This window comes from Achromobacter sp. DMS1 (genome assembly GCF_001270295.1).
In genome coordinates this window covers 1-21,385 of sequence record NZ_LHSJ01000017.1, presented here as the reverse complement: position 1 = coordinate 21,385, position 21,385 = coordinate 1, and the positions used below count along the sequence as shown (strand labels likewise).

General features: G+C 64.5%; 23 protein-coding genes, 1 other RNA gene and 1 pseudogene. 10 read left to right on the top strand and 15 right to left on the bottom strand.

Features of this window, described 5'->3' with window-relative positions:
• Nucleotides 1-8: 8 nt before the first annotated feature.
• From AD428_RS03650 to AD428_RS03605, 10 genes are all read right to left on the bottom strand, one after another.
• Nucleotides 9-485 carry a DUF6511 domain-containing protein gene (locus AD428_RS03650; protein ID WP_053243712.1) on the bottom strand — a complete coding sequence of 159 codons (477 nt, stop codon included), beginning with the start codon at nt 483-485 and terminating at the stop codon, nt 9-11.
• Nucleotides 482-1,336, bottom strand: coding sequence for a P63C domain-containing protein (locus AD428_RS03645; protein WP_053243711.1), 855 nt, complete (start codon nt 1,334-1,336; stop codon nt 482-484). Before AD428_RS03645 ends, AD428_RS03650 begins: the two co-directional genes overlap by 4 nt.
• A gap of 10 nt (nt 1,337-1,346) precedes the next feature.
• On the bottom strand, nt 1,347-1,973 hold the full coding sequence (locus tag AD428_RS03640) for a hypothetical protein (protein WP_053243710.1): 627 nt from the start codon (nt 1,971-1,973) through the stop codon (nt 1,347-1,349).
• 5 nt (nt 1,974-1,978) lie between these two features.
• Nucleotides 1,979-2,824 (bottom strand): ATP-binding protein, encoded by an 846-nt coding sequence (locus AD428_RS03635; RefSeq protein ID WP_053243709.1) that lies wholly within the window; start codon nt 2,822-2,824, stop codon nt 1,979-1,981.
• Complete coding sequence (locus AD428_RS03630) at nt 2,821-3,303, bottom strand: hypothetical protein (protein ID WP_053243708.1); 483 nt, start codon at nt 3,301-3,303, stop codon at nt 2,821-2,823. The genes AD428_RS03635 and AD428_RS03630 overlap by 4 nt, the downstream gene beginning before the upstream one ends.
• An 11-nt stretch (nt 3,304-3,314) precedes the next feature.
• On the bottom strand, nt 3,315-3,578 hold the full coding sequence (locus AD428_RS03625) for a helix-turn-helix transcriptional regulator (RefSeq protein WP_053243707.1): 264 nt from the start codon (nt 3,576-3,578) through the stop codon (nt 3,315-3,317).
• A 94-nt stretch (nt 3,579-3,672) separates the two neighbouring features.
• Entirely contained in the window at nt 3,673-4,602 is a 930-nt protein-coding gene (locus AD428_RS03620; RefSeq protein ID WP_082308188.1) for a hypothetical protein, read from the bottom strand.
• A 13-nt stretch (nt 4,603-4,615) separates the two neighbouring features.
• Nucleotides 4,616-6,040, bottom strand: coding sequence for a hypothetical protein (locus AD428_RS03615; RefSeq protein ID WP_053243705.1), 1,425 nt, complete (start codon nt 6,038-6,040; stop codon nt 4,616-4,618).
• A gap of 95 nt (nt 6,041-6,135) precedes the next feature.
• Nucleotides 6,136-6,951, bottom strand: a complete 816-nt coding sequence (locus AD428_RS03610; RefSeq protein ID WP_053243704.1) for a hypothetical protein — start codon at nt 6,949-6,951, stop codon at nt 6,136-6,138.
• Nucleotides 6,952-7,230, bottom strand: a complete 279-nt coding sequence (locus tag AD428_RS03605; protein ID WP_053243703.1) for a helix-turn-helix domain-containing protein — start codon at nt 7,228-7,230, stop codon at nt 6,952-6,954.
• A 170-nt stretch (nt 7,231-7,400) separates the two neighbouring features.
• On the opposite strand from AD428_RS03605, the gene AD428_RS03600 reads away from it, so the two are divergent.
• Genes AD428_RS03600 through AD428_RS03580 form a run of 5 tightly spaced genes read left to right on the top strand, consistent with a single transcriptional unit; the run spans nt 7,401 to nt 10,272 of the window.
• Nucleotides 7,401-7,592 carry a hypothetical protein gene (locus tag AD428_RS03600; RefSeq protein ID WP_053243702.1) on the top strand — a complete coding sequence of 64 codons (192 nt, stop codon included), beginning with the start codon at nt 7,401-7,403 and terminating at the stop codon, nt 7,590-7,592.
• The gene (locus AD428_RS03595; protein WP_053243701.1) at nt 7,592-8,047 is read left to right on the top strand and encodes a DUF2924 domain-containing protein; all 456 of its coding nucleotides are present in this window, start codon (nt 7,592-7,594) and stop codon (nt 8,045-8,047) included. Before AD428_RS03600 ends, AD428_RS03595 begins: the two co-directional genes overlap by 1 nt.
• Nucleotides 8,044-9,414, top strand: coding sequence for a recombinase family protein (locus AD428_RS03590; RefSeq protein WP_053243700.1), 1,371 nt, complete (start codon nt 8,044-8,046; stop codon nt 9,412-9,414). The genes AD428_RS03595 and AD428_RS03590 overlap by 4 nt, the downstream gene beginning before the upstream one ends.
• A complete protein-coding gene (locus tag AD428_RS03585) occupies nt 9,411-9,779 on the top strand; it encodes a hypothetical protein (protein ID WP_053243699.1) in 369 nt (122 codons plus the stop codon). The genes AD428_RS03590 and AD428_RS03585 overlap by 4 nt, the downstream gene beginning before the upstream one ends.
• Nucleotides 9,780-9,789: 10 nt before the next feature.
• Complete coding sequence (locus tag AD428_RS03580) at nt 9,790-10,272, top strand: hypothetical protein (RefSeq protein ID WP_053243698.1); 483 nt, start codon at nt 9,790-9,792, stop codon at nt 10,270-10,272.
• Between the two features lie 301 nt (nt 10,273-10,573).
• Here the strand turns inward: AD428_RS03580 and ssrA are convergent.
• The 5 genes and pseudogenes from ssrA to ompA all read right to left on the bottom strand — a co-directional run bounded on the left by ssrA (nt 10,574) and on the right by ompA (nt 14,608).
• Nucleotides 10,574-10,962: a transfer-messenger RNA gene (gene ssrA / locus AD428_RS24320) on the bottom strand.
• A 51-nt stretch (nt 10,963-11,013) separates the two neighbouring features.
• Nucleotides 11,014-12,189 carry an MFS transporter gene (locus tag AD428_RS03575; protein ID WP_053244223.1) on the bottom strand — a complete coding sequence of 392 codons (1,176 nt, stop codon included), beginning with the start codon at nt 12,187-12,189 and terminating at the stop codon, nt 11,014-11,016.
• A gap of 271 nt (nt 12,190-12,460) precedes the next feature.
• Nucleotides 12,461-13,135 carry an HAD-IA family hydrolase gene (locus AD428_RS03570; RefSeq protein WP_053244222.1) on the bottom strand — a complete coding sequence of 225 codons (675 nt, stop codon included), beginning with the start codon at nt 13,133-13,135 and terminating at the stop codon, nt 12,461-12,463.
• Nucleotides 13,132-13,859, bottom strand: a pseudogene (ubiG, locus tag AD428_RS03565) (bifunctional 2-polyprenyl-6-hydroxyphenol methylase/3-demethylubiquinol 3-O-methyltransferase UbiG). Before ubiG ends, AD428_RS03570 begins: the two are co-directional and overlap by 4 nt.
• A 155-nt stretch (nt 13,860-14,014) precedes the next feature.
• Entirely contained in the window at nt 14,015-14,608 is a 594-nt protein-coding gene (gene ompA, locus AD428_RS03560) for an outer membrane protein OmpA (protein WP_053244221.1), read from the bottom strand.
• 413 nt (nt 14,609-15,021) lie between these two features.
• Here ompA and gyrA point away from each other — a divergent pair, with 413 nt between their 5' ends.
• From gyrA to AD428_RS03535, 5 genes are all read left to right on the top strand, one after another.
• Nucleotides 15,022-17,670: a DNA gyrase subunit A gene (gene gyrA / locus AD428_RS03555; RefSeq protein ID WP_053244220.1), complete on the top strand. Its 2,649-nt coding sequence runs from the start codon at nt 15,022-15,024 to the stop codon at nt 17,668-17,670.
• The gene (gene serC / locus AD428_RS03550; RefSeq protein WP_053244219.1) at nt 17,670-18,800 is read left to right on the top strand and encodes a 3-phosphoserine/phosphohydroxythreonine transaminase; all 1,131 of its coding nucleotides are present in this window, start codon (nt 17,670-17,672) and stop codon (nt 18,798-18,800) included. Before gyrA ends, serC begins: the two co-directional genes overlap by 1 nt.
• Entirely contained in the window at nt 18,793-19,878 is a 1,086-nt protein-coding gene (pheA, locus tag AD428_RS03545) for a prephenate dehydratase (RefSeq protein WP_053244218.1), read from the top strand. Before serC ends, pheA begins: the two co-directional genes overlap by 8 nt.
• A 9-nt stretch (nt 19,879-19,887) precedes the next feature.
• The gene (gene hisC / locus AD428_RS03540; protein ID WP_053244217.1) at nt 19,888-21,009 is read left to right on the top strand and encodes a histidinol-phosphate transaminase; all 1,122 of its coding nucleotides are present in this window, start codon (nt 19,888-19,890) and stop codon (nt 21,007-21,009) included.
• Nucleotides 21,006-21,385, top strand: a 380-nt coding sequence (locus tag AD428_RS03535; protein ID WP_152967976.1) for a prephenate dehydrogenase/arogenate dehydrogenase family protein, incomplete at its 3' end; no start/stop codon positions are given. The genes hisC and AD428_RS03535, both read left to right, overlap by 4 nt.

The window sequence follows — 21,385 nt, the reverse complement described above, 5'->3', positions numbered from 1 at the left end:
CAGTCACCTCAGAACGGAATGTCATCGTTGAAATCCGCGAACGGATTGGCGGCCTCAGGTGCCAGCGGGTCAGGCGTCGCAGGCAAGCCCCGCACGGGCGGGAACTTGGTGGCCTCGTGGTGGGAAACCATCGCCTCCGACCAGCAGGTAACGATGGCGTCGATGACGCGCAGCGCCTCGCTTTCCGAGTAGTCACCCAGTGGCTTGTCAAAGCCAATCTCGCCCGCCGCCCCACCAAAAGCCTTGAGGCACTGGCGCATCGCAGCCCGTTCGACATCAGACGGATTGATCATGGCGACCTCCGTTTTGTCGATGCGGCCTTCCTTGGCACGCTGCCAGTTGCCGTACAGCGCGTGAAAAGCGTCTTGACAGCGGCGAGAGCAGAACACCCAATCGAGGGGGTAGCGCCGGGGATCGCCCACACCGTGACGGTTGTCGGTGTGGCCGTAGCCCCGGGCCTGTCGTTTGCAGACCCAGCATTTCACGCTCCCTCCTCGATTTCATCGAGCAGCAGACCCAACTGCAGGGCAGCCCCAGCAAAGGCGGCCTCACAGCGGCGTTTGAAGTCGGCGTAGTTCGTCGAGCTGCGTGCAATCGCCGTGACCGCGTGAATCTGCGATTCCAGATGTGCCAGGCCCTGATCGGAGAGCCACTGGTGGTGCTTCTGCGAGATGCCCTTGCGACTGCGGATCTCGTTCAGTAAGTCCTCCGGCAGCACCGGCCCATAGACCCAGCGAAGCGTGATCTGGCCAACAACGTGTGGCGGGTTCTGGTCGTGGCCTTGGTACTTCCAGCCGAACAAGCGGTAGATGGCGCGGTAGTAGTCCGGGTGAAAGCGTCGCTCCCAAGATGCACAGGACTGGCGCAGCAGTTTGGAGATCAACTCCTGCAGCGCATCCGGTGCCCGGTGGTGCTGGTAGCCGGTGGCCTCGTCGATCAGCGCGACCTCGCCCGTGGTGGCCAGCGCCCGCATGATCTTCATGCAGTTCGAGACAATGCCCCGCCGCGCTTTGTGCAGCGTGCCGTCGATGGCGGCTTTGACGACCGCTGATGTGACGTCGGCAATGATGCCAGCGGGGAAGAACTGAGCCTTTTGGCCCGACGGCAGCAAAATTGTCGCCTCTTTTTTGTTCAATGATGACAATGAGTTAGGCGCAAATTCCCGCAGAAAGCTGGCAAAACGGTCACCCCTTTGGCGCTCGGCAAACCCCAGCAACTTCATGAGCTGGCGACGGACGTAGCCGCGCTCGCCAGTGGTGAGCACGACGGCCTCGCAATCGAGATCACCAAATTGCACAACGCCGTAGTGGCTGGCAGTGAGAATGGATGCATTCATGGCGACCTCCTCACTGAGCCCACGACGGCTTGCCTGTCACGGGTGCGCGCTGCGGAGCCGGGGCCTGATACGCAGGCGCTGCCTGCGCCGGAGCGCCGGACGTGCCGCCGCCGGAAGTCTTGGGCGGCACACCCATCCACTTGGCGTAGTCGGGGTGGTCAGGTTCGACCGCCACCTTGATCACATTGCGATCCTGGCCCTTGGCGTCTTTTTCGATGTCGATACGGGCGAGAAACTCGATGCCATCCAGTTCGTGGAAGCCCTGGATGCGACGCGCAGAGGCGGCCTGCGGGCTGTTGTCCTGCGGGTGAACGTTGCGGGCGCTGTTGAGCACGGCGCGAATGAAGCTGCGCCCCATCTGGCCCCAGGTCGGGCCTTTCTTGGAGTGCAGGCCGATGTTCGACCACATCTTGCGTTTGGCGTAGTCGCCCGCCGTGACCACGAACTCGGCCGCCAGATAGATGGAGCCAGTCTCAAAAGACTCGGTGGCGTAGCCGCCGCTCCAGCCTTGCGACAGGTCGTCATAGCCACCAGGCTTGAACGTCATGCGCACCGTGGCCAGCGTGCCTTTGGGGATCAGGTCGAAGCCTGACTGTTGGGGATCGGCATCCTGAAAATCGAAATAGTTTGACGACATGGCGGTTATTCCTTGGATTCGGTGGTGTTCGGGGTGGCGGCGTCGGCAGGCGTGTTGGCTGCGCCTGCGCACTTGGCGATCAGTGCGCCGAGATCAGGTGGCTCCAGCAGGTCGAGGCGACCGCTGCGGTCTTTGGCTGGAAAGCCATAGGGATTGAGGGTGTTGGTGACGAAGGCGCGATATGCGCTGCCGTCCTCAGCCTTGATTTCGGCCAGCGTCACGACCTCATCAACGATGCCGGGTAGCTCCAGAGCAGTCTTGCTACCTTCGATCTGCGGCACGAACACCTTGCGGTTGTAGTCATCAAGGCGTTCATCGAGGATGGCCACGAACACCACGTTCTTGCCGCGAGCGTGCTGAAGGTGGGTGAGCGCACCGATCATTTCCTGCCCAAGCAGGCCGTAGGCCGCGCGCAGATCAGGCTTGCCAGAGCGGTCGCTGATGGCCCCGGGCTGCGTCTTGCACCACGCGAAGCACTGGCGGGACAGCTGCGTGATCGAGTCGACGAAGAAGGTCTGGTAGCGGCCCAGTTGCGCCGGATCGCCAAACTTCTCGATGACGTGGTCGTAGTGCGCCTGCGAGAAGGCAGACTCCGGCGGCAGTGACTTGTCCGGGCCCGCGAGGAAAACGAACAAATCGCGTGACTCCGGCCACGAAGTCGGACGGATGGTGTCACCGGGCCAGTCCGCCACCGCCAGATCACCGGCCTCGACGTCGAGAAACAGCGTGGTGGCCGGATCGAGGTCTTTGAGCCGGGAGGTTTTGCCGATGCCCGATTTGCCGAGCATCAAAAGTTTCACGCCCTTGCGCTCGGCCATGCGCTGCTGTGCGGAGATGATGGGCAGGCTCATGCGGCACCTCCATCCAGCGTGAGCGTGATGGAGGGTTTGCCTTCCTCCACCGTGCGTGCGGCGGCGAACTGCTCGCGCAGCGTCGTGGGCCAGTTGGAGTAGCGGGACTCGGACACCGACAGCTTGACGTCGATGTAGTCCTCGACCTTTTCGCCGGAAGCCGCGATGCGTTCGGCCATCTCCTTGAGGATGGCCTGATTCCAGGTCACCTTCTTGGGGAGTTCGTACTTGACGTGCAGCGCGCCATCGTTGACGTGGGCAGTACCGAAGTCGCGGCCGGATTCACGCAGCGCGGCACGGGCTTGTTCGCCGAAACGCTGGAGCTTGGCGGCATCCAGCTTGACGCGAAGCTGCTTGAGGTAGGCGATGGCTTCATCGACATTGCGCTCGGAAACGACGAAATCGGTGATCGACAGCATCACAAGCTGGGCGACGGTCATGCTCGCGAGGTCAGCGGGGTAGAGAGTCAGTTCTTTCATGGCTGCTCTCCTCACTGGTACGCACGAGTGAAGCTGGAGTGGCGTGAGACGCGCCGCTCAAAGGCTTCGATTTCGTGCAGGAGATAGGTGACCCGACGACCGAGCTTGCAGTAAATCGGGCCAAGCTGCTCTTGCCGCCAGCGGCGAAGCGTCTTGACGGAGAGTCCCCAGCGGATGGAAAGCTCGTTCTCGTCGAGGGCGATACGCACGGCACCGCCGGAATTGGGTCGGAAGGATTTCTGACCAGTTTGGGTTGTTGGAACTTGGGTTTGCATTTCGATGTGCCTCCTAGATGAAATGGGCACATCGAAGTCTCCGCATGGAACTACGGACTGAATCCGGATTGCACTACGGAAAAAACTACGACTTTCACTGACGTCGGACTTGGTAGTAACCGCCAGCTTTTACGAGCGCGAGGAAATCCTCCCGCGTTTTCTTGTCACCGAAGGCCTCGTCAAATGACCTGGCGGCAGAATGAACTTTCGTCTTGACTTCGACCCATTTCATGGCTGGTGGAGTCTTGCCCTCCACACCCCACATCACCTTCAGAATTGCTGCCCGCGTGTCGCTCACCAGCCGCGATGATGCAAAGTGAGGCAGCTTCACGCGGTTGCCTTGCAGAAATTGCGCAGGCTCAGGCTCGCCATTTGGCGTGATGTGGCCGCGCAGCACCCGATCAAGAGCATCGGCATCGAAGTTCTCCGTGCCATTGGACGTGTTGATGAACTCATTCAGTCCGCGCAGCACATGATCTCGAGGCAAGGCTGCATCTGATCGTTGCACCAGCAGCACCACGCCAGCGCGCGGCCACACCGGATCAGCCAGCACTGCGGAGATATCAGCGCTTGGCGCACGTGCCCATGCTCGACCTACAAACATCGGCGCGAAGTCATGTGTCCCGCTGATGCGCATATCGCCCAGATGCCAGAGATGGTTGGGCGTTCTGCAAGGCCGGTGTGATCGCCGTCGATCCTCGATGCCAATCAATGAAGCCAGATCCGACAACCACGGATCGATCTGAATGCCACAGAGTGCGATCTCCTGCAGTGGTTGCACGACGGTTCTGCCGTCCAACGGGCTGCTGTAGCGGTAGCAGCGAGCATCCGGATCGGCCTCGACTTCGACCTCGCATTCAGAGTCAAGGAACGGCACCATCACGTGCGTGAGATAGCCTTCCTCGGTAATCCATCCCCGCTGCCGGAACTGGAGCCAATCGCGGCCGAACCTGGAGGCCAACACGGGCGTATCCAGGTTCATCAGATGGTCGATGGCGGCAAGGAAACGCAGATGAATCGGCATCGTCGGCATCCCCTCAGAATTCGCTCAATACGCCAATGCGGATCAACTGCTCCAGTACACGCTTGCGGTCGTCTTCGGTTCTGCTCTTGTCATTCAGGCCGTTGGGGGCGGTGATCTGGACAGCAACGTTGTGTGCCTTGCGGTGGGGCTGCTTGGCCATGCGCATCACCAACTTGACCTGTGCCAGTGTGTACTGCGTCAAATCATCGACGCTGTAATCCTCGTAGGCGACCTGATAGATGGTGCGGCCATCGCGCCGGTCACGGGTTATTTCCATCTTGCTCGCCAGTTGGCGGACGACCGGCTTGCCGCTCAACTCCTGCGATTGTTCAAAGGGCTTGGCTACTTTGATCTGCAAGATCTCGATGCGCTCGACATCTGCGATGCGATCCTTTTCCAGCCGTTTGAGCATGTCTGAGGTGGAAAAGCCATGCAGATCGAATTGACGAATCGGCATGTCATCAATATCCCCTTCGTGCGCCAGCACCACGTCTCGGAATACGGTGGCAAGTTCACGCCGCTTTTCACGGTCTTCGCAAAACACGGTCAGCGCGCCGGTGGCCGGTTCCCATGAGAATCGCACCGACATCGCTGCAGGCTCCTCGTGGTCGACCACATGACCATCTTCGACTTGCTGGAAGTGCGCAGTCGAACCATTGAAGGTGGCGCATACGGTGTGCAACAGGGTCTGGGGTTCCTCCTCTGCATCCTCATCATCGTCGCGCTGCGCATGCGACAACCCGTGCCGCACAAACTGCTCGATCAGGATTTGATCCTTCGGCACTTTCGGGAACAGTTCGGCAATGCGGGTGCGCAGTGTTTCCTGAATGTCGTTGCTGTTCGTTGGCTCCACCCCCTTGGGGCCAAGGTAGTGGCTGGAGAACTGCTCGCTTTTCCACTGGCGATGCATGACCTGCTCGTGCTCGGCCTGATCAAAGCGAGCTTCACGGCGTGCTCCAGCCTCAGGAAACTCCTGAAGGATGCACAGGTGCAGTGCGCGGCTGAAGCGGTCGCAGGGCATTCCAAGAATGACGGCATCGTCTTCGCGCCGCTCGTCGAGTAGCGACTGAACGGCCTGCGCGCCATAGTCGTCACCGAGCAGCATGACCCGTTCCACGGCGTTTTCGATACGTTGCCGAGTGGCGGCATCCAGTTTGGCTGCGCAGTGAAAGAATGCTTGCCGGGAATCGGCCGCCAACTTGCCCTTGGCGGCGTCGACCAGATCCATCAGATCTGGGAACGTGCCTCCGCTGGCTCGTTCAAGCAGGCGCACCACCAGTGTCGGGTGCTTGACCTTGCGCACCAGATCGACGAAATGCTCCATCCCGGGCACGATGACTGGGCCGTTGTCAGCCTGCGGATCACGCACACGCTTGCTGGGCGGCTTCGGGGTGATCGATTTCTTCTTCTTGGCGGTGGTGGTTTGGCTGGTAGGCATGGGCAGTTTCCTTTGAAAGTGCGCGATTGCGCGATTTGTTAATTGAGAATTCAAAAAAACGCCGACGCAGAGTCGGCGTGGCAGGACAGGAAAGGTCAGCGCACACCCCCCTCCGGACGGATGAGACCGTAGCGTTGCAGACGCACTTGCACGAACCGAGGATTGACGCCAAAGCGAGCGGCGAGCGCCTTCTCGAAGAACTCCAGATCGCCTGCGTCACTGGATGAGAGATGCAGGCTGGTGCCGGGAACCTCCGGGTTGAGGGATGGGCCACGGTGCAGCGCAATGTCGAAATCCGGGGCAAGCTCCTCAACCGCTGCGTTCAAGTGCTGGCGCGGCACCAGTAGCGAACCCATGAACTCATTGGCGCGCAGCTCGGCGAAGTGAATTTCCGGGGCCAATGCCGTCTGCGCCGGAGTTGCGGGCGTCTTCGTCAGGTGGTCGCTGTTCGGAGTGGTGGTGCGATACGCACGTTGCACAGTCGGTTCCAGAACATCGAACAACCCAGGCCCTTTGCTGCCATCGACGATCCAGCCTGGCGCATCGAACACTGCGTGACCCAGTTCGTGGGCCAGGGTACTGAGTGCCAGAAGTTCGCTGAGTTTTTCCCCGACCGGAGAGACGCACACCATCGCGGTGTCCGGAATACCGGGGTCGTACTCACAGATGCCGAAGACGTGGTTGCCCTCGTCGTCATGTACGTCGAAATCCGTGCTGACTTCAAGCGAGAAGTCGATGCCGTTGATCTTCAGACGATTGATCTCACACAGCGTGCTGAAGGGGATGGCATCGACGTCCGGGCCAACCAGTTGCTGACGAGCTTGCGCGGCGATGCCTTCAATTTCGATGTGCTTGACGTATTTGGGGCGCTTGCGGTCGCAATGCCGGTAGTCGAGAGTCAGAACCGGCATTCACTTTTTCTCCGTTACTTCCCGGCGGTACATCCGCACCACGCTGGCCACGTCATCGCGCATATCGGGCGGCAGGCGACTGGCTTCGACGAAGGCGTCGTCCGGATTGATCCCCAGAAGCTCAGCCGCCTTGCGGATCAGCTCGTCTTTGGGGGGTTTTTCCATGTCGCGCTCAATGCGCGACCAGTAAGCAGGCGAAATCTCGAGTTTGCGCGCGAACTCGTTCATCTGGATCTCTTTCTCTTCGCGCTTCTTGCGAATGAAGGCTCCGAAAGGCATGTGTGTTTCCTAGTTGCGTGATTGGTTAATGGAGTGATCGTACCTCCCCGCCGCAGGGTCGTCAACTGTTTAGTTAACACAAAATTTTGGTCACCGATTACCCGGAATTGCCATCCGCTTCGGAAGATCAGGCTCACTATCCCTGACGGTTGCTATTCCCCGGAGCCGTCATGAAGAACCTCGAACTTGCATCTCCCTCGGAGATGTCCGCCAGCGCCCGCACTGGCGAAATCACCACCATCCTTGCGGCCGCCATCGTCCGCACACTCGTCGCAGACGAGCCGAAACAGAGAGTAGTTGGCCTTGGCTTCCTGCCCGACCAGCGCGTTCATACAACCCCCTATCAAGAGGAGCAGTTGTGATGAACGACCAACACACATCAGTGGCCGCGCAGGTGGCGGCTTTGCCATCCTTGACGATGGCCGAGGTCTGGGCGCTTTGGGATCGCTTTTTCCCGCGTCGCCCGGACAAGACCAATCGCGTCTATCTGGAATCCCGCATCGCCTACAAATTACAGGAAGAAGCTTTCGGCGGGCTTGATCCTGAGACTCGTAGGCGACTGGTCAATATCGGCGTGCGCCACTCCAAGATCAAGCAGCCACGCAAGGCCAGGGACATTACGCTAGCCCCTGGCACCGTGCTGGTGCGCGAATGGGGTGACCGCGATCACCACGTCCGGGTCACCGCTGACGGCACCTTCGAGTACGAAGGAAAGCAGTTCAAAAGTCTGTCCGCCGTCGCGCGCCACATCGCGGGCAGCCCGTGGTCGGGGCCATTGTTCTTTGGCCTGCGCCGCGCCGGGGAGGGTTACGAATGAACGACACTCCCCACAGCAAGCCGCGCCAGCGATGCGCCGTCTACTGCCGGGTGTCCTCGGACGAGCGGCTCGACCAGGAGTTCAACTCCATCGACGCGCAGAAGGAAGCGGGCCATGCCTACGTCGCCAGCCAACGCGCCGAAGGCTGGATACCGGTAGCCGACGATTACGACGACCCCGGATTCTCCGGCGGCAACACCGATCGCCCGGGTTTGAAGCGCCTGATGGCGGACATCGAGCGCGGCCTGATCGACATCGTGGTGGTCTACAAGATCGACCGCCTGACGCGCAGCCTGGCCGACTTCTCGAAGATGGTCGAGGTGTTCGAGCGCCACGGCGTGTCCTTCGTGTCGGTCACCCAGCAGTTCAACACCACCACATCGATGGGGCGCTTGATGCTCAACGTCCTGCTGTCCTTCGCCCAGTTCGAACGTGAGGTCACCGGCGAGCGTATCCGCGACAAGATCGCGGCGGCCAAGCGCAAAGGCATGTGGATGGGCGGCGTGCCGCCCTTGGGCTATGACGTCGAGAACCGCCTGCTGGTTATCAACGAAACCGAGGCGGCGGTGGTGAGGCGCATCTTCGAGGAGATGCTGACCATCGGCTCGCCCACCCAGATCGCCGCCCGTCTGACGCAGGAAGGCATCACCACCAAGGCCTGGACGACGCAGGACGGGCGCACACGCAACGGTGCCCGCATCGACAAGAAGTACCTGCACAAGCTGCTGCGCAACCGCATCTACCTTGGTGAGTTGTCGCACAAGGGCACGTGGTACCCCGGCGCGCACCCGGCCATCATCGACCACGGCCTGTGGGGCAAGGTGCATGAACTGCTGGCCAAGGACGGCCACGCACGGTCGGTGGAAACCAAGATCCGCTCGCGCACCGATGCCTTGCTGCGCGGCCTGCTGTACGCGCCGACCGGTGAGCGGATGTACCCGACCTACTCGCGCAAGAACGGGCACAAGTACCGCTACTACGTGTCGAAGTCGGAAGTGCGCTACGGGGCGGGCGGCAAGACCTACGAGCGTATCCCGGCTGACGAAGTAGAGGCTGCGGTCGTCGCGCAAATCAAATCCGTGCTGGCCAGCCCTGAGGCGATCACGGCGGTCTGCCAATTCATCCAGCGCAACGGCGCACAGATCACCGAGGACGTTGCGGTGATGGCCATGCACCGCTTGGGCGATGTGTGGGAGAGGCTGTATCCGGCAGAGCGCCACCGCATCGTCAACCTGATGGTCGAGCGCGTGGATCTCGTCCCCGGTGGCCTGAAAGTGCGTTGGCGCGAACTGGGCTGGAAGGCGCTGATTGGCGAATTTGCCCCGGACAGCATCGGCGCAGAACTGGTCGAGGCGGAGGCGCAATGAACGATTCCGGCCCCCTCGAAACCTTCGTGCCGCTGGTGTTCAAGCGCCGGGGCATCCGGCGTCTGGCCGACACCGGCGCGGTGGCGCACGACCCAACCCTCATTGAGGCGGTGGCGCGGGCTTTCCACTGGCAGCACCTGCTGGACGCGGGCGAGTTTGAAAGCGGTTCGGCCATTGCACGGGCCGAGGGTCTGCACCACAGCACCGTCAATGAACTCCTGCGCCTGACCCTGCTGGCTCCCGACATCGTCGAACAACTGCTCGCAGGTCGCCAACCCCGACGACTCACGCTGATCTGGTTTCAGCGCAACCCCATTCCGGTCGACTGGCAGCAGCAGCGCCAGATCATCCAGTCCTTCGCGTAGGAGACAGCACATGGCCAAGAAAGACATCGGCAAATTCACCGGCGAGGCCGTCACCTTCCAGATCCCCAATCCGGCTGGCGGGGTGAAGATGGAGACGTTCATTCCGTGGACGCTGGTCAAGCGCGGTGTGCGACGCAAGATCATCACGCCGCTCGATGCGCCACAGGCGTTCGCGGATGAGTCTGCACAGGAACGCGAGGCCCGAATCGCAGCACAGGACAGTGCCTTGGTGCGGGCGTTGGGGCTGGCGCACCACTGGCAGCGCCTCCTCGACGACGGGCGCTTTACCTCGATGACCGAGATCGCGCAGGCCGAAGGACTCAACCCCGGGCGGGTCAGCATCATTGCACGGCTGGTGCATCTGGCTCCGGACGTCGTCGAGGCCTGCCTGACCGGCGACAGCGGGATCGCGCTGGAGCACCTGATCCGCAACGGCAGCCTGCCGCTGGACTGGCAACAGCAACGCAGGATGATCCAGGCCAGAAACACATGACCAACACCCCCACCGCGCGCCGCCTCCGGGCGGTTTTTTTACGTCCGTTGCATTCTCGGTCGCATCGCCTCCAGCAGACGAAAAACGCAACCGGGCGCGTGCAAACCCGCGTTTTTGCAGGGTTTGGGCGCTTTTCGGTAAAGAGCCGGACAGAGAACAGAGAGAGAAAACGGGGCCAAACGGCCCGGAAATGGGCACCGCCAGAGGGATGCCGCTAAAGAGCCCAGCGCCCGGAACCGCGCCAACACTGGCGCAGCGGGCAGAAAAAAACCCAACCGATAAGGGTTGGGTTTTCAGGTATTGGTGGAGCCGGGGGGAATTGAACCCCCGTCCGCAAGCCCTCCGCAACCAGTTCTACATGCGTAGTCGGCCTATTTGGATTTAACCCTGGACTTAGCCAACCGACAGGCCGGACCAGGGCGATTCACGTAATTTAAGCCTGAACCGTGTGACCCCAGCGCAGACCGATTCCTTGTAAATGTCGCTGCTGCGGTTCGAGGGTTGCCCCCCTGGGAAGTTGCCTTCCCCCGCCTGACCCAAGGACAGATCAGTGCAGCGGCTCACCGATTAAGCGGCGAGAGCGAAACGCTCGTCGTTGGCGTTTGTAGTGTTCCAGTGGATTTACGAGCTTACTGGTGCTCGGCATGCCCTGAGTTGTTTCGCGACCCACGTCGAATCCGGATCGGCCCCAAGTAAGGCTATTGTACGCTCAAACGCGATAGATTGCGCGAATTTTCGGACTCATGCCGTATCGGCGCAGGCGGTCTTGGCGCGGGCGGGCCGCGTGACGCTCATCATAAACAGGGACAGCACGACGGCCGCGCCGACGATGGCGGCGGCGGCCCAGCCCAGGGCGTCCAGGCCCACCCGCTCGATCACGGCGCCGCCGGCCACGGCGCCCAGGCCGATGCCGATGTTAGCGCCCGAGATATTGAGCGAGGCGGCGAAGGCGGGCGCTTCCGGGGCGGCTTTCATGAGGCGCACGTGGCAGACGATGAACAGCGCGGCCTGGGCGATGCCCCAGGCGCCCAGCACCGCAGCCAGCAGGCCGTGCGAGCCCATGACGGCGCCGAGAGTCGTCAGGCTGGCCGCCATGACCGCGGCGAAGAGAGCGGTGGCGCCCAGTGGGCTGCGGTCCACGAGCCGGCCGCCCAGGGTGTTGCCGGCCAGTCCGACGGCGCCGAAGGCCATCATGGTCCAGCCCACGGTGCGGCCATCGAAGCCGGCCAGCCGCTCCAGCATGTCGGCCAGGTAGGTGTAGGCGGTGAACATGCCGGTGAAGACGAGCAGGTAGAGCGCCACGTTGCCCAGCACCACGGGCTTGCGCAGGATGCGCAGTTGGCGGGAGAAGCGCACGCCTTCGGCGTGGACGCGAGTGCTGGGAAAGGCGGCCAGCAGCAGCAGCGCCTTGGCGAAGGCCACGGCCGACAGCGCGCCGAAGGCGGCGCGCCATCCATAGGCGTCGGAAATGAGTACGCCGATGGGTATGCCGAATACGGTGGCCGCGACGATGCCGAACGCCACCAGGGAGATGGCGCGTCCGGCCCGGGCCGGGCCGACCAGTTCCACGGCGGTGGCGCTGGCCAGCGACCAGAAAACGGGCAGGGCCAGGGCCGGCAGGAAACGCGCCAGCGCCATGATCCAGATGTCGGGCGCGGCGGCGGCCAGCGCGTTGGACAGGCCGAAAAGCGCCAGCACGCCCACGAACAGGCGCTTGCGCTCGAGGTTGGCCATGAGGGCCGTGAGAAACGGACCCGTGGCCGCGACGGTGAGCGCGAACAGCGTGACGAGCAGGCCAGCCTGCGCGATGCTCACGTGCAGGTCCCGGGCCAGGCCGGGCAGCAGGCCGACGATCAGGAATTCCGTGGTCAGGACGGTGAAGCCGGCCGCGGACAACAGCAAGATGGGCAATAGCATGAGTATTCCTCTGACGCGCCGCGATGCGGCGCGAGGATGATCGAAAGAGATGGAGGTGTGGCGCAAGCGCGCCGGGCGGCCGCAGGGGCGGCGGCGGAAGTGCGGCGGGGAGGGGAAAGCGCGCCCGCCGGGGGGCGATGTGCCCCGGTGCCCCCAAGGCGCCCAGTCTAGGGGAGCGCGGTGACGGGATAAAGACGGCGCATCCAACAACTGTGTTTGGCGGGCGCCGCCAATGGCGCGCGGGCGGCCGGGCCGCTCGCGCGTTTCGGCGTTAGCGCAGGCCGACGGGCAGCAGCGGCTCGATGGCCGGCCACAGTTCGCCGGGAGATTGCGCGCAGCGTTCGGCCTGCCAGCAGGCGATGTCGTCTTCTTCGCCGACATAGCCGTAGGCCGCCGCCACGGCCGGCATGCCGGCGGCATGCGCGGCCTGGATGTCGCGCAGGTCGTCGCCCACGTAGACGCAGCGCTCGGTAGCGAAGCCCGCTTCGCGGGCCGCGTGCTGCAGGGGCAGCGGGTGCGGCTTGGCGTGGGCGGTGGTGTCGCCGCAGACCAGCACCGCGCTGTCGCGGACGAGATTCAGGTGCTCGACGATGGGCAGGGTCAGGTAGGTGACCTTGTTCGTGACGATGCCCCACGACAGGCCGCGCCCACGGATGTCGGCCAGCAGCTCGCGAATGCCGGGAAAGAGCCGGCTGTGCACGGTGGAGGCGGCGTGGTAGTCCTCCAGGAACTGCAGCCGCGCGGGTTCGTAGGCGGGGTCGTCGGGGCGCAGGCCCAGCGCCACGCGCAGCAGGCCGCGCGCGCCCTGCGAGGCTACCGGACGCAGCGCTTCGTAAGGCAGGGGCTCCAGCCCGCGCCGTTCGCGCTGGCGGTTGGCCGCGGCGGCCAGGTCGGGGGCGGTGTCGGCCAGCGTGCCGTCGAAGTCGAAGAGGATCAGGGCGCTCATTTGCGGGTAGCCATCAGGTAGTTCACCGAGGTGTCCGAAGACAGGCTGTAGATCTGGGTGATGGGGTTGTACTGCATGCCGCGCATGCCCACGGCCTGCAGGCCGGCGTCGCGCACCGCGGCCGCAGCTCGCTGGGTTTGATGAACTGGTCGTAGGTGTGCGTGCCGCGGGGCAGCAGCTTGAGCACATATTCGGCGCCGATGATGGCGTAGAGGAACGACTTGGGGTTGCGGTTCAGGGTGGAGAAGAACACCCAGCCGCCCGGCTTGGCGAGCGCGGCGCAGGCGCGCACGATGGAGGAGGGGTCGGGCACGTGTTCCAGCATTTCCATGCAGGTGACCACGTCGTACTGCCCCGGCTGCTCGGCGGCCAGCTCTTCCACGGGCACCTTGCGGTATTCCACTTTCACGCCGGATTCCAGGCCGTGCAGGCGCGCCACCTTGAGCGACTTGTCGGCCAGGTCGATGCCGGTGACGTCGGCGCCGGCCCGCGCCATGGCTTCGGACAGGATGCCGCCGCCGCAGCCTACGTCCAGCACCTTCTTGCCTGCCAGGCCGCCGGCGCATTCCTGTATCCATTCGAGCCGCAGCGGGTTGATGGCGTGCAGCGGCCTGAATTCGCTTTCGGGATCCCACCAGCGGCTGGCCAGGGCGCTGAACTTGTCCAGTTCGGCCTGGTCGGCATTGACGGGGGCGCGGGCGGAATCGGGAGTCTGGGTGGTCATGGGCGGTCAGGCTGGGGGAAGGCATCGGCGCGCGGCGGGCCGGCCTCGCTGCGCCGCGTCTTGCGCGGGAGCCGGCCGGCATGCACCGGCATGGTGCGCGCGGGGCGAAAAAAAGGCCTCGCAGTGCGAGGCCTTTATTGTAGCGAGTCCGCCGATTACTTGCGGGTGCCCACGATTTCGATTTCCACGCGACGGTTCTGGGCGCGGCCCTGAGCGGTCTTGTTGGAAGCGATCGGGTTCAGCTCGCCCTTGCCTTCCGTGTAGATACGGTTGGGATCGATGCCCTTGCTGACCAGGTAGGCCTTGACCGAAGCGGCGCGGCGCTCGGACAGCTTCTGGTTGTAGGCTTCGGTACCGATCGAGTCGGTGTGGCCGACGGCGATGATGGTTTCCAGATCGATGCCTTGGGCTTGCTGGGCGACTTGATCCAGCAGTTGACGGCCTTCGGGCTTCAGGGTCGATTTGTCGAAGTCGAAGAACGTGTCGGCGTTGAAGACGACCTTCGCAGCCATCGGAGCGGGCTTCGGCTTTTGTTGCGCAACCGGAACGCCGTCGCAGCCGGGGATGCCGGTAGCCGGGGTCCAGAAGGCATCGCGCCAGCAGAGTTCGTTCGTGCCGTTCTTCCAGACGTCACCGAACGGGTTGCGCCAGTTGTCCACCGTCTGGGGATACGACTGGGCCGAGGCTACACCAGAGGCCGTGACGGCGGCGAAGGCGAGCGCCAGAGCGAATTTGGAGGGTTTGTTCATGTTTCTCCTCGTTGAGCTTGAAGCTGGATAAGTGACTCGCAGCGAACCCCCGCCGCATATCAGGAAAACGGGGCCAGTATAGCAACGCCAAGAGCTGGTTCAAAGGAATAGCTACTGGGTTTCCTGCGTGCTGGAAACAATCTTAAGGCATTTGGGGGCCTTTGGCTTCCCTGCACAGCCGCATTAATGCTGGATATGACGATTTGGGCGCTCCACCCGGCGGAGCGTGTTGGTTTTTGACAACAGGGGGGGCGGGACGGGTCTGGCCGACTCCCGGCCCCCCGATCCGGCCGGCGGCTTGCCGGCCGGCCCGCGCCCTCTGGCGGCGCGCGGAGTCCGCCGCGGAATCGAATGATAGAATTTCCTGTTTGCCCGGCCCGGGTTCCTTCTTACACGATTCTGTCGTTAACTATATGGATTCCTTTGCCAAGGAGACGCTTCCGGTATCGCTGGAAGAAGAGATGCGCCGCAGCTACCTCGATTACGCGATGAGCGTGATCGTGGGACGGGCGCTACCGGATGTGCGAGACGGCCTCAAGCCCGTCCACCGGCGCGTGCTCTACGCGATGCACGAACTCAACAACGACTGGAACCGCGCCTACAAGAAGTCGGCGCGCATCGTCGGCGATGTCATCGGTAAGTACCATCCCCATGGCGACCAGTCCGTCTACGACACCATCGTCCGCATGGCGCAGGATTTCTCCATGCGCTACATGCTGGTCGACGGCCAGGGCAACTTCGGCTCGATCGACGGCGACAACGCCGCGGCCATGCGCTACACCGAAATCCGCCTGGCGAAGATCGCCCACGAGCTGCTGGCCGACATCGACCAGGAAACCGTGGACTTCGGCCCCAACTACGACGGCAGCGAGCAGGAGCCGCTGCTGCTGCCCTCGCGGCTGCCCAACCTGCTGGTGAACGGCAGTTCCGGCATCGCCGTGGGCATGGCCACTAACATTCCGCCGCACAACCTGGCCGAGGTCGTGGACGGCTGCCTGTACTGCCTGCGCAACCCGGAATGCTCCGTGGACGAGCTCATCGAACTCATTCCGGCGCCCGACTTCCCCACCGGCGGCATCATCTACGGCATGTCGGGCGTGCGCGAGGGCTACCGCACCGGCCGCGGCCGGGTGGTCATGCGCGCCAAGACCCACTTCGAGGATCTGGACAAGGGCAACCGCCAGGCCATCGTGGTCGACGCGATTCCCTACCAGGTCAACAAGAAGACGCTGCAGGAGCGTATCGCCGAGCTGGTCAACGAGAAGAAGATCGAGGGCATTTCCGACATCCGCGACGAGTCGGACAAGGAAGGCATGCGCCTGGTCATCGAGCTCAAGCGCGGCGAAGTGCCCGAGGTCGTGCTCAACAACCTCTACAAGAACACGCAGCTGCAGGACACCTTCGGGATGAACCTGGTGGCGCTGGTCGACGGCCAGCCCCGCCTGCTCAACCTGAAGCAGATGATCGACTACTTCCTGCAGCACCGCCGCGAAGTGGTCACGCGGCGCACGGTGTTCCAGCTGCGCAAGGCCCGCGAGCGCGGCCACGTGCTGGAAGGCCTGGCGGTGGCGCTGGCGAACATCGACGATTTCATCGCCATCATCAAGGCCGCGCCCACGCCGCCCGTGGCGCGCCAGGAACTGATGGCGCGCGCCTGGGATTCGTCCCTGGTTCGCGAGATGCTCTCGCGCGCCGATGCGGACACGGCCGGCGGACGCGCGGCCTACCGGCCCGACGGCCTGGGCGAGGCATTCGGCCTGCAGGACGACGGCATGTACCGCCTGAGCGAGACTCAGGCGCAGGAAATCCTCAACATGCGCCTGCAGCGCCTGACCGGGCTGGAGCAGGACAAGATCGTCGGCGAGTACAAGGACATCATGTCCACCATTGCCGACCTGCTCGACATCCTGTCGCGGCCCGAGCGCATCACCTCCATCATCGGCGAGGAGCTCCAGGCCATCAAGGCGGAGTTCTCCACCGGCGCCAAGGACACGCGCCGTTCGGAAATCGAGCTGAACGCCACCGAACTGGACACCGAAGACCTGATCACGCCCACCGACATGGTCGTGACGCTCTCGCACGGCGGCTACATCAAGAGCCAGCCGCTGTCGGAATACCGTGCGCAGAAGCGCGGCGGCCGCGGCAAGCAGGCCACCGCCATGAAGGAGAACGACTGGATCGACCAGCTGTTCATCGCCAACACGCATGATTTCCTGCTGTGCTTCTCCAACCGCGGCCGGGTGTACTGGCTCAAGGTGTGGGAAGTGCCGCAAGGCACCCGCAACTCGCGCGGCAAGCCCATCGTCAACATGTTCCCGCTGGCCGACGGCGAGAAGATCACCGTGGTGCTGCCGGTCAAGGAGTTCAGCGAAGATCACTACGTGTTCATGGCCACTTCGCGCGGCACTGTGAAGAAGACGCCGCTGTCCGATTTCTCCAACCCGCGCAAGGCGGGCATCATCGCGGTGGACCTGGACGAGGGCGATTACCTCATCGGCGCCGATCTCACCGACGGCAAGCACGACGTGATGCTGTTTTCCGATGCCGGCAAGGCCGTGCGCTTCGACGAGAACGACGTGCGCCCGATGGGCCGCAACGCGCGCGGCGTGCGCGGCATGATGCTCGAAGACGGCCAGACCGTGATCGCGCTGCTGGTGGCGGGCGACGAGACGCAGAGCGTGCTCACCGCCACCGAGAACGGCTACGGCAAGCGCACGCCCATCACCGAGTACACCCGCCACGGCCGCGGCACCAAGGGCATGATCGCCATCCAGACCAGCTCGCGCAACGGCAAGGTGGTCGGCGCGGTGCTTGTCATGCCGTCCGATGAAATCATGCTCATCACCACCGGCGGCGTGCTGGTGCGCACCCGGGTCGCGGAAATCCGTGAAATGGGCCGCGCCACGCAGGGCGTCACGCTCATCAACGTGGACGACGGCAGCTCGCTGTCCGGCGTGCGCCGCGTGGTGGAAAGCGATGCCGACGAGGACGGCGACCTGGACGACGACCAGGTCGCGGGCGACGACGGCGCGACGGATTCGACTGAACCTACGGAGCAATAATGGCCCGCCCCTGGAATTTCTCGGCCGGCCCCTCGGCGCTGCCCGAGGTGGTGCTGCAGCAAGCCGCTGCGGAAATGCTGGACTGGCACGGCAGCGGCATGTCCGTGATGGAAATGAGCCATCGCGGCAAGCATTTCGTGCAGATCTGCGACGAGGCGGAAGCCGACCTGCGCGACCTGCTCGATCTTCCGGCCGACTACGCCGTCATGTTCATGCAGGGCGGCGGTTCCGGGGAAAACGCCATCGTTCCCATGAACCTCATGGGGCGGCGCGGCACGCCGGCGGCCGATTTCGTCGTGACCGGCCACTGGTCCAAGCGTTCGCACGCCGAGGCCCGCCGCTACGGCGACGCCCAGGTCGCGGCGTCCAGCGCCGAGGCCGTCACGCTCGACGGCCGCCAGCAGGCGCCGTTTTCCTGGGTGCCCGAGCCCGGCGCCTGGCGCGTGCGCAAGGAATCCGCCTACCTGCACCTGTGCAGCAACGAAACCATCGGCGGCGTGGAGTTCATGGACTGGCCCGACATGGCCGCGCTGGGCGCGCCCGATGTGCCGCTGGTGGTGGACGCCTCCTCGCATTTCCTGTCGCGTCCCATGGACGTCACCCGCTGCGGCCTGCTGTTCGCCGGTGCGCAGAAGAACGCCGGCCCGGCCGGCGTCACCGTGGTGATCGCCCGGCGCGACCTCATCGGCCATGCGCTGCCCATCTGCCCTTCGGCCTTCGACTACGCCAACGTGGCCGCCGAGCACTCGCGCTACAACACGCCGCCCACGTTCGCCATCTACGTGGCGGGCCTGGTGTTCAAGTGGGTGAAGGCCAACGGCGGGGTGGCGGGCATGGAAGCGACCAACAAGGCCAAGGCCGAACTGCTCTACGGCTATCTGGACGGCACCGATTTCTACCGCAATCCGGTGCACGTGCCGGTGCGCTCGCGGATGAACGTGCCCTTCGTGCTGCGCGACGAATCGCTCAATGACGCCTTCCTGCAGGGCGCCGAGGCGGCCGGCCTGACGCAGCTCAAGGGCCACAAGAGCGTCGGCGGCATGCGCGCCTCCATCTACAATGCCGTTCCGCTGGCCGGGGTGCAGGCCCTGGTCGAGTACCTGAAGGAATTCGAGCGTCGCTATGGATGAGTCACTGCAGCGCAAGCTGCTTCCCCTGCGCGAGCGCATCGACGCGCTCGACGCGCAGATCCTCGACCTGCTGTGCCAGCGCGCCCGCGCCGCGCAGGAAGTGGGCGAGGCCAAGCATGCGGCCCAGGCCGACGGGCCCGTGCTGCGTCCCGAGCGCGAGGCCGAGGTCATCCGCCGGCTGCAGCAGCTCAATGCCGGACCGTTTCCCAATGCCGGCGTGGCCGCCGTCTGGACCGAGATCATTTCCGCCTGCCGCGGCCTGGAGCGGGGCATGACCGTCGCGTATCTGGGGCCGCAGGGGTCGTTCTCCGAACAGGCAGCCATGGAGCATTTCGGCCACGCGGTGCAGTCGCTGCCATGCCCCTCGTTCGATGAGGTCTTCCGCGCCGTCGAGGCGGGGCAGGCCGACGTGGGCATGGTGCCGGTGGAAAACTCCACCGAAGGCGCGGTCAACCGCAGCCTGGACCTGCTGCTCAATACGCCGCTCAAGATCCTGGGCGAGCGCTCGCTGGTGATCCGCCACTGCCTGATGACGCAATCGGGCACCATGGACGGCATCAAGACCATTTCCGCGCATCCGCAGGCGCTGGCGCAGTGCCAGGGCTGGCTCACGCGCCACTATCCCGACCTCAACCGGGTGGCCGCCGCCAGCAATTCCGAGGCCGCGCGCGTGGCCGCGGAGAACGCTTCCGTGGCGGCCATCGCGGGCGAGGTCGCGGCGCCGGCCTGGAACCTGCGCATCGTCGAGGCCGGCATCCAGGACGATCCCCAGAACCGCACCCGCTTTCTCGCCATCGGCGACATCGAGCCCCTGCCCAGCGGCAAGGACAAGACCAGCCTCATCCTGGCGGTGCCCAACCGCGCCGGCGCGGTCTACGAAATGCTCGCGCCCCTGGCCGCCAACGGCGTGTCCATGACGCGTTTCGAGTCCCGTCCGGCGCGCACCGGCCAGTGGGAGTACTACTTCTACGTCGACGTGCTGGGCCACCGCAACGATCCCAATGTCGCGAGCGCCCTGGCCGCCCTGCAGGCGCAGGTCGCCTTTTTCAAGGTGCTGGGTTCGTACCCGGCGCAATAAGCCACCACCATGACCACCGCATCCAAGCCCCTCGTCGCTCCCCGGCACGTCAGCGCCATCGCGCCGTACCAGGCCGGCAAGCCCATCGAAGAACTGGCCCGCGAGTTCGGGCTGGATCCCGCCGGCATCGTCAAGCTCGCGTCCAACGAAAATCCGCTGGGCATGCCCGAGTCGGCCCGCAAGGCCATGCTGGCCGCGGCCGAGTCGCTCGCGCGCTATCCCGATCCCAATGGCTTCGACCTGAAGGCGGCGCTGTCCCAGCGCTACGGCGTGCCGGCAAGCTGGATCACCCTGGGCAACGGCTCGAACGACATCCTCGAGATCGCGGCCCTGGCGCTGCTGGAGCCGGGCGCCTCGGCCGTCTACGCGCAGCATTCCTTCGCCGTCTACCGCCTGGCGACGCAGGCCCGGGGCGCGCGCCACATCGTGGTGCCCGCGCGCGATTACGGGCACGATCTGGACGCCATGTTCGAGGCCATTGCCGACGACACGCGCCTGGTGTTCATCGCCAACCCCAACAATCCCACCGGCACCTTCGTGCCGGGCGACCGCGTCGCCGCCTTCCTGGAGCGCGTGCACGAGACGCACGGCGACCGCGTCACCGTGGTGCTGGACGAGGCCTACAACGAATACCTCGACCCCGAGCTGCGCTTCGACAGCACGGACCTGGTGCGCCGCTACGCCAACCTGATCGTCTCGCGCACCTTTTCCAAGGCCTATGGGCTGGCCGGCCTGCGCGTGGGCTTCGCCGTGGCGCAGCCCGCGCTGACCGATCTGCTCAACCGCGTGCGCCAGCCGTTCAACGTGAACACGCTGGCCCAGGCCGCGGCCATCGCCGCCCTGGCCGACGCCGACTATCTCCAGCGCGCCTACGAATCCAACAAGGCCGGCAAGGCCCAGCTCTGCGCCGCTTTCGAGCGGCTCGGACTGCGCTACGTGCCCAGCTACGGCAACTTCGTCCTGGTGCGCGTCGGCGACGCCCCGCGCATCAACCTCGAACTGCTCAAGCGCGGCGTCATCGTGCGTCCCGTCGCCGGCGACGGCTTGCCCGAGTGGCTGCGCGTCACCATCGGCCTGCCGCAGGAAAACGCGCGCTTCATCGAGGCGCTCGAGGCGGTTCTGGAGGAATGAGCACCGCACGGCCGCCCGAAGGCGCTGACGGCGGGGCCGCCGCTCCCCTGATTCCCGTGCTGGCCGTGGCCGGCGTGGGCCTCATCGGCGGATCGTTCGCCGCCGCGCTGCGCCAGGCGGGGCAGGTAGGCCGGGTGCTGGGCGTGGGGCGCAATCCCGCGTCGCTGGAGCGCGCCGTCGCGCTGGGGCTCATCGACGAGGCCGTCAGCGCCGAAAACGCGGCGGCCCGGGCCGACCTCATGCTGGCCACGCCCGTCGGCGCCCTCGGGGACACGCTGCGGCGCATGTTGCCGCACTTGCGGCCCGGCGCGCTGCTCACCGACGCCGGCAGCACGAAAAGCGAAGTCATCGCCGCGGCCCGCCAGGCGCTGGGGGG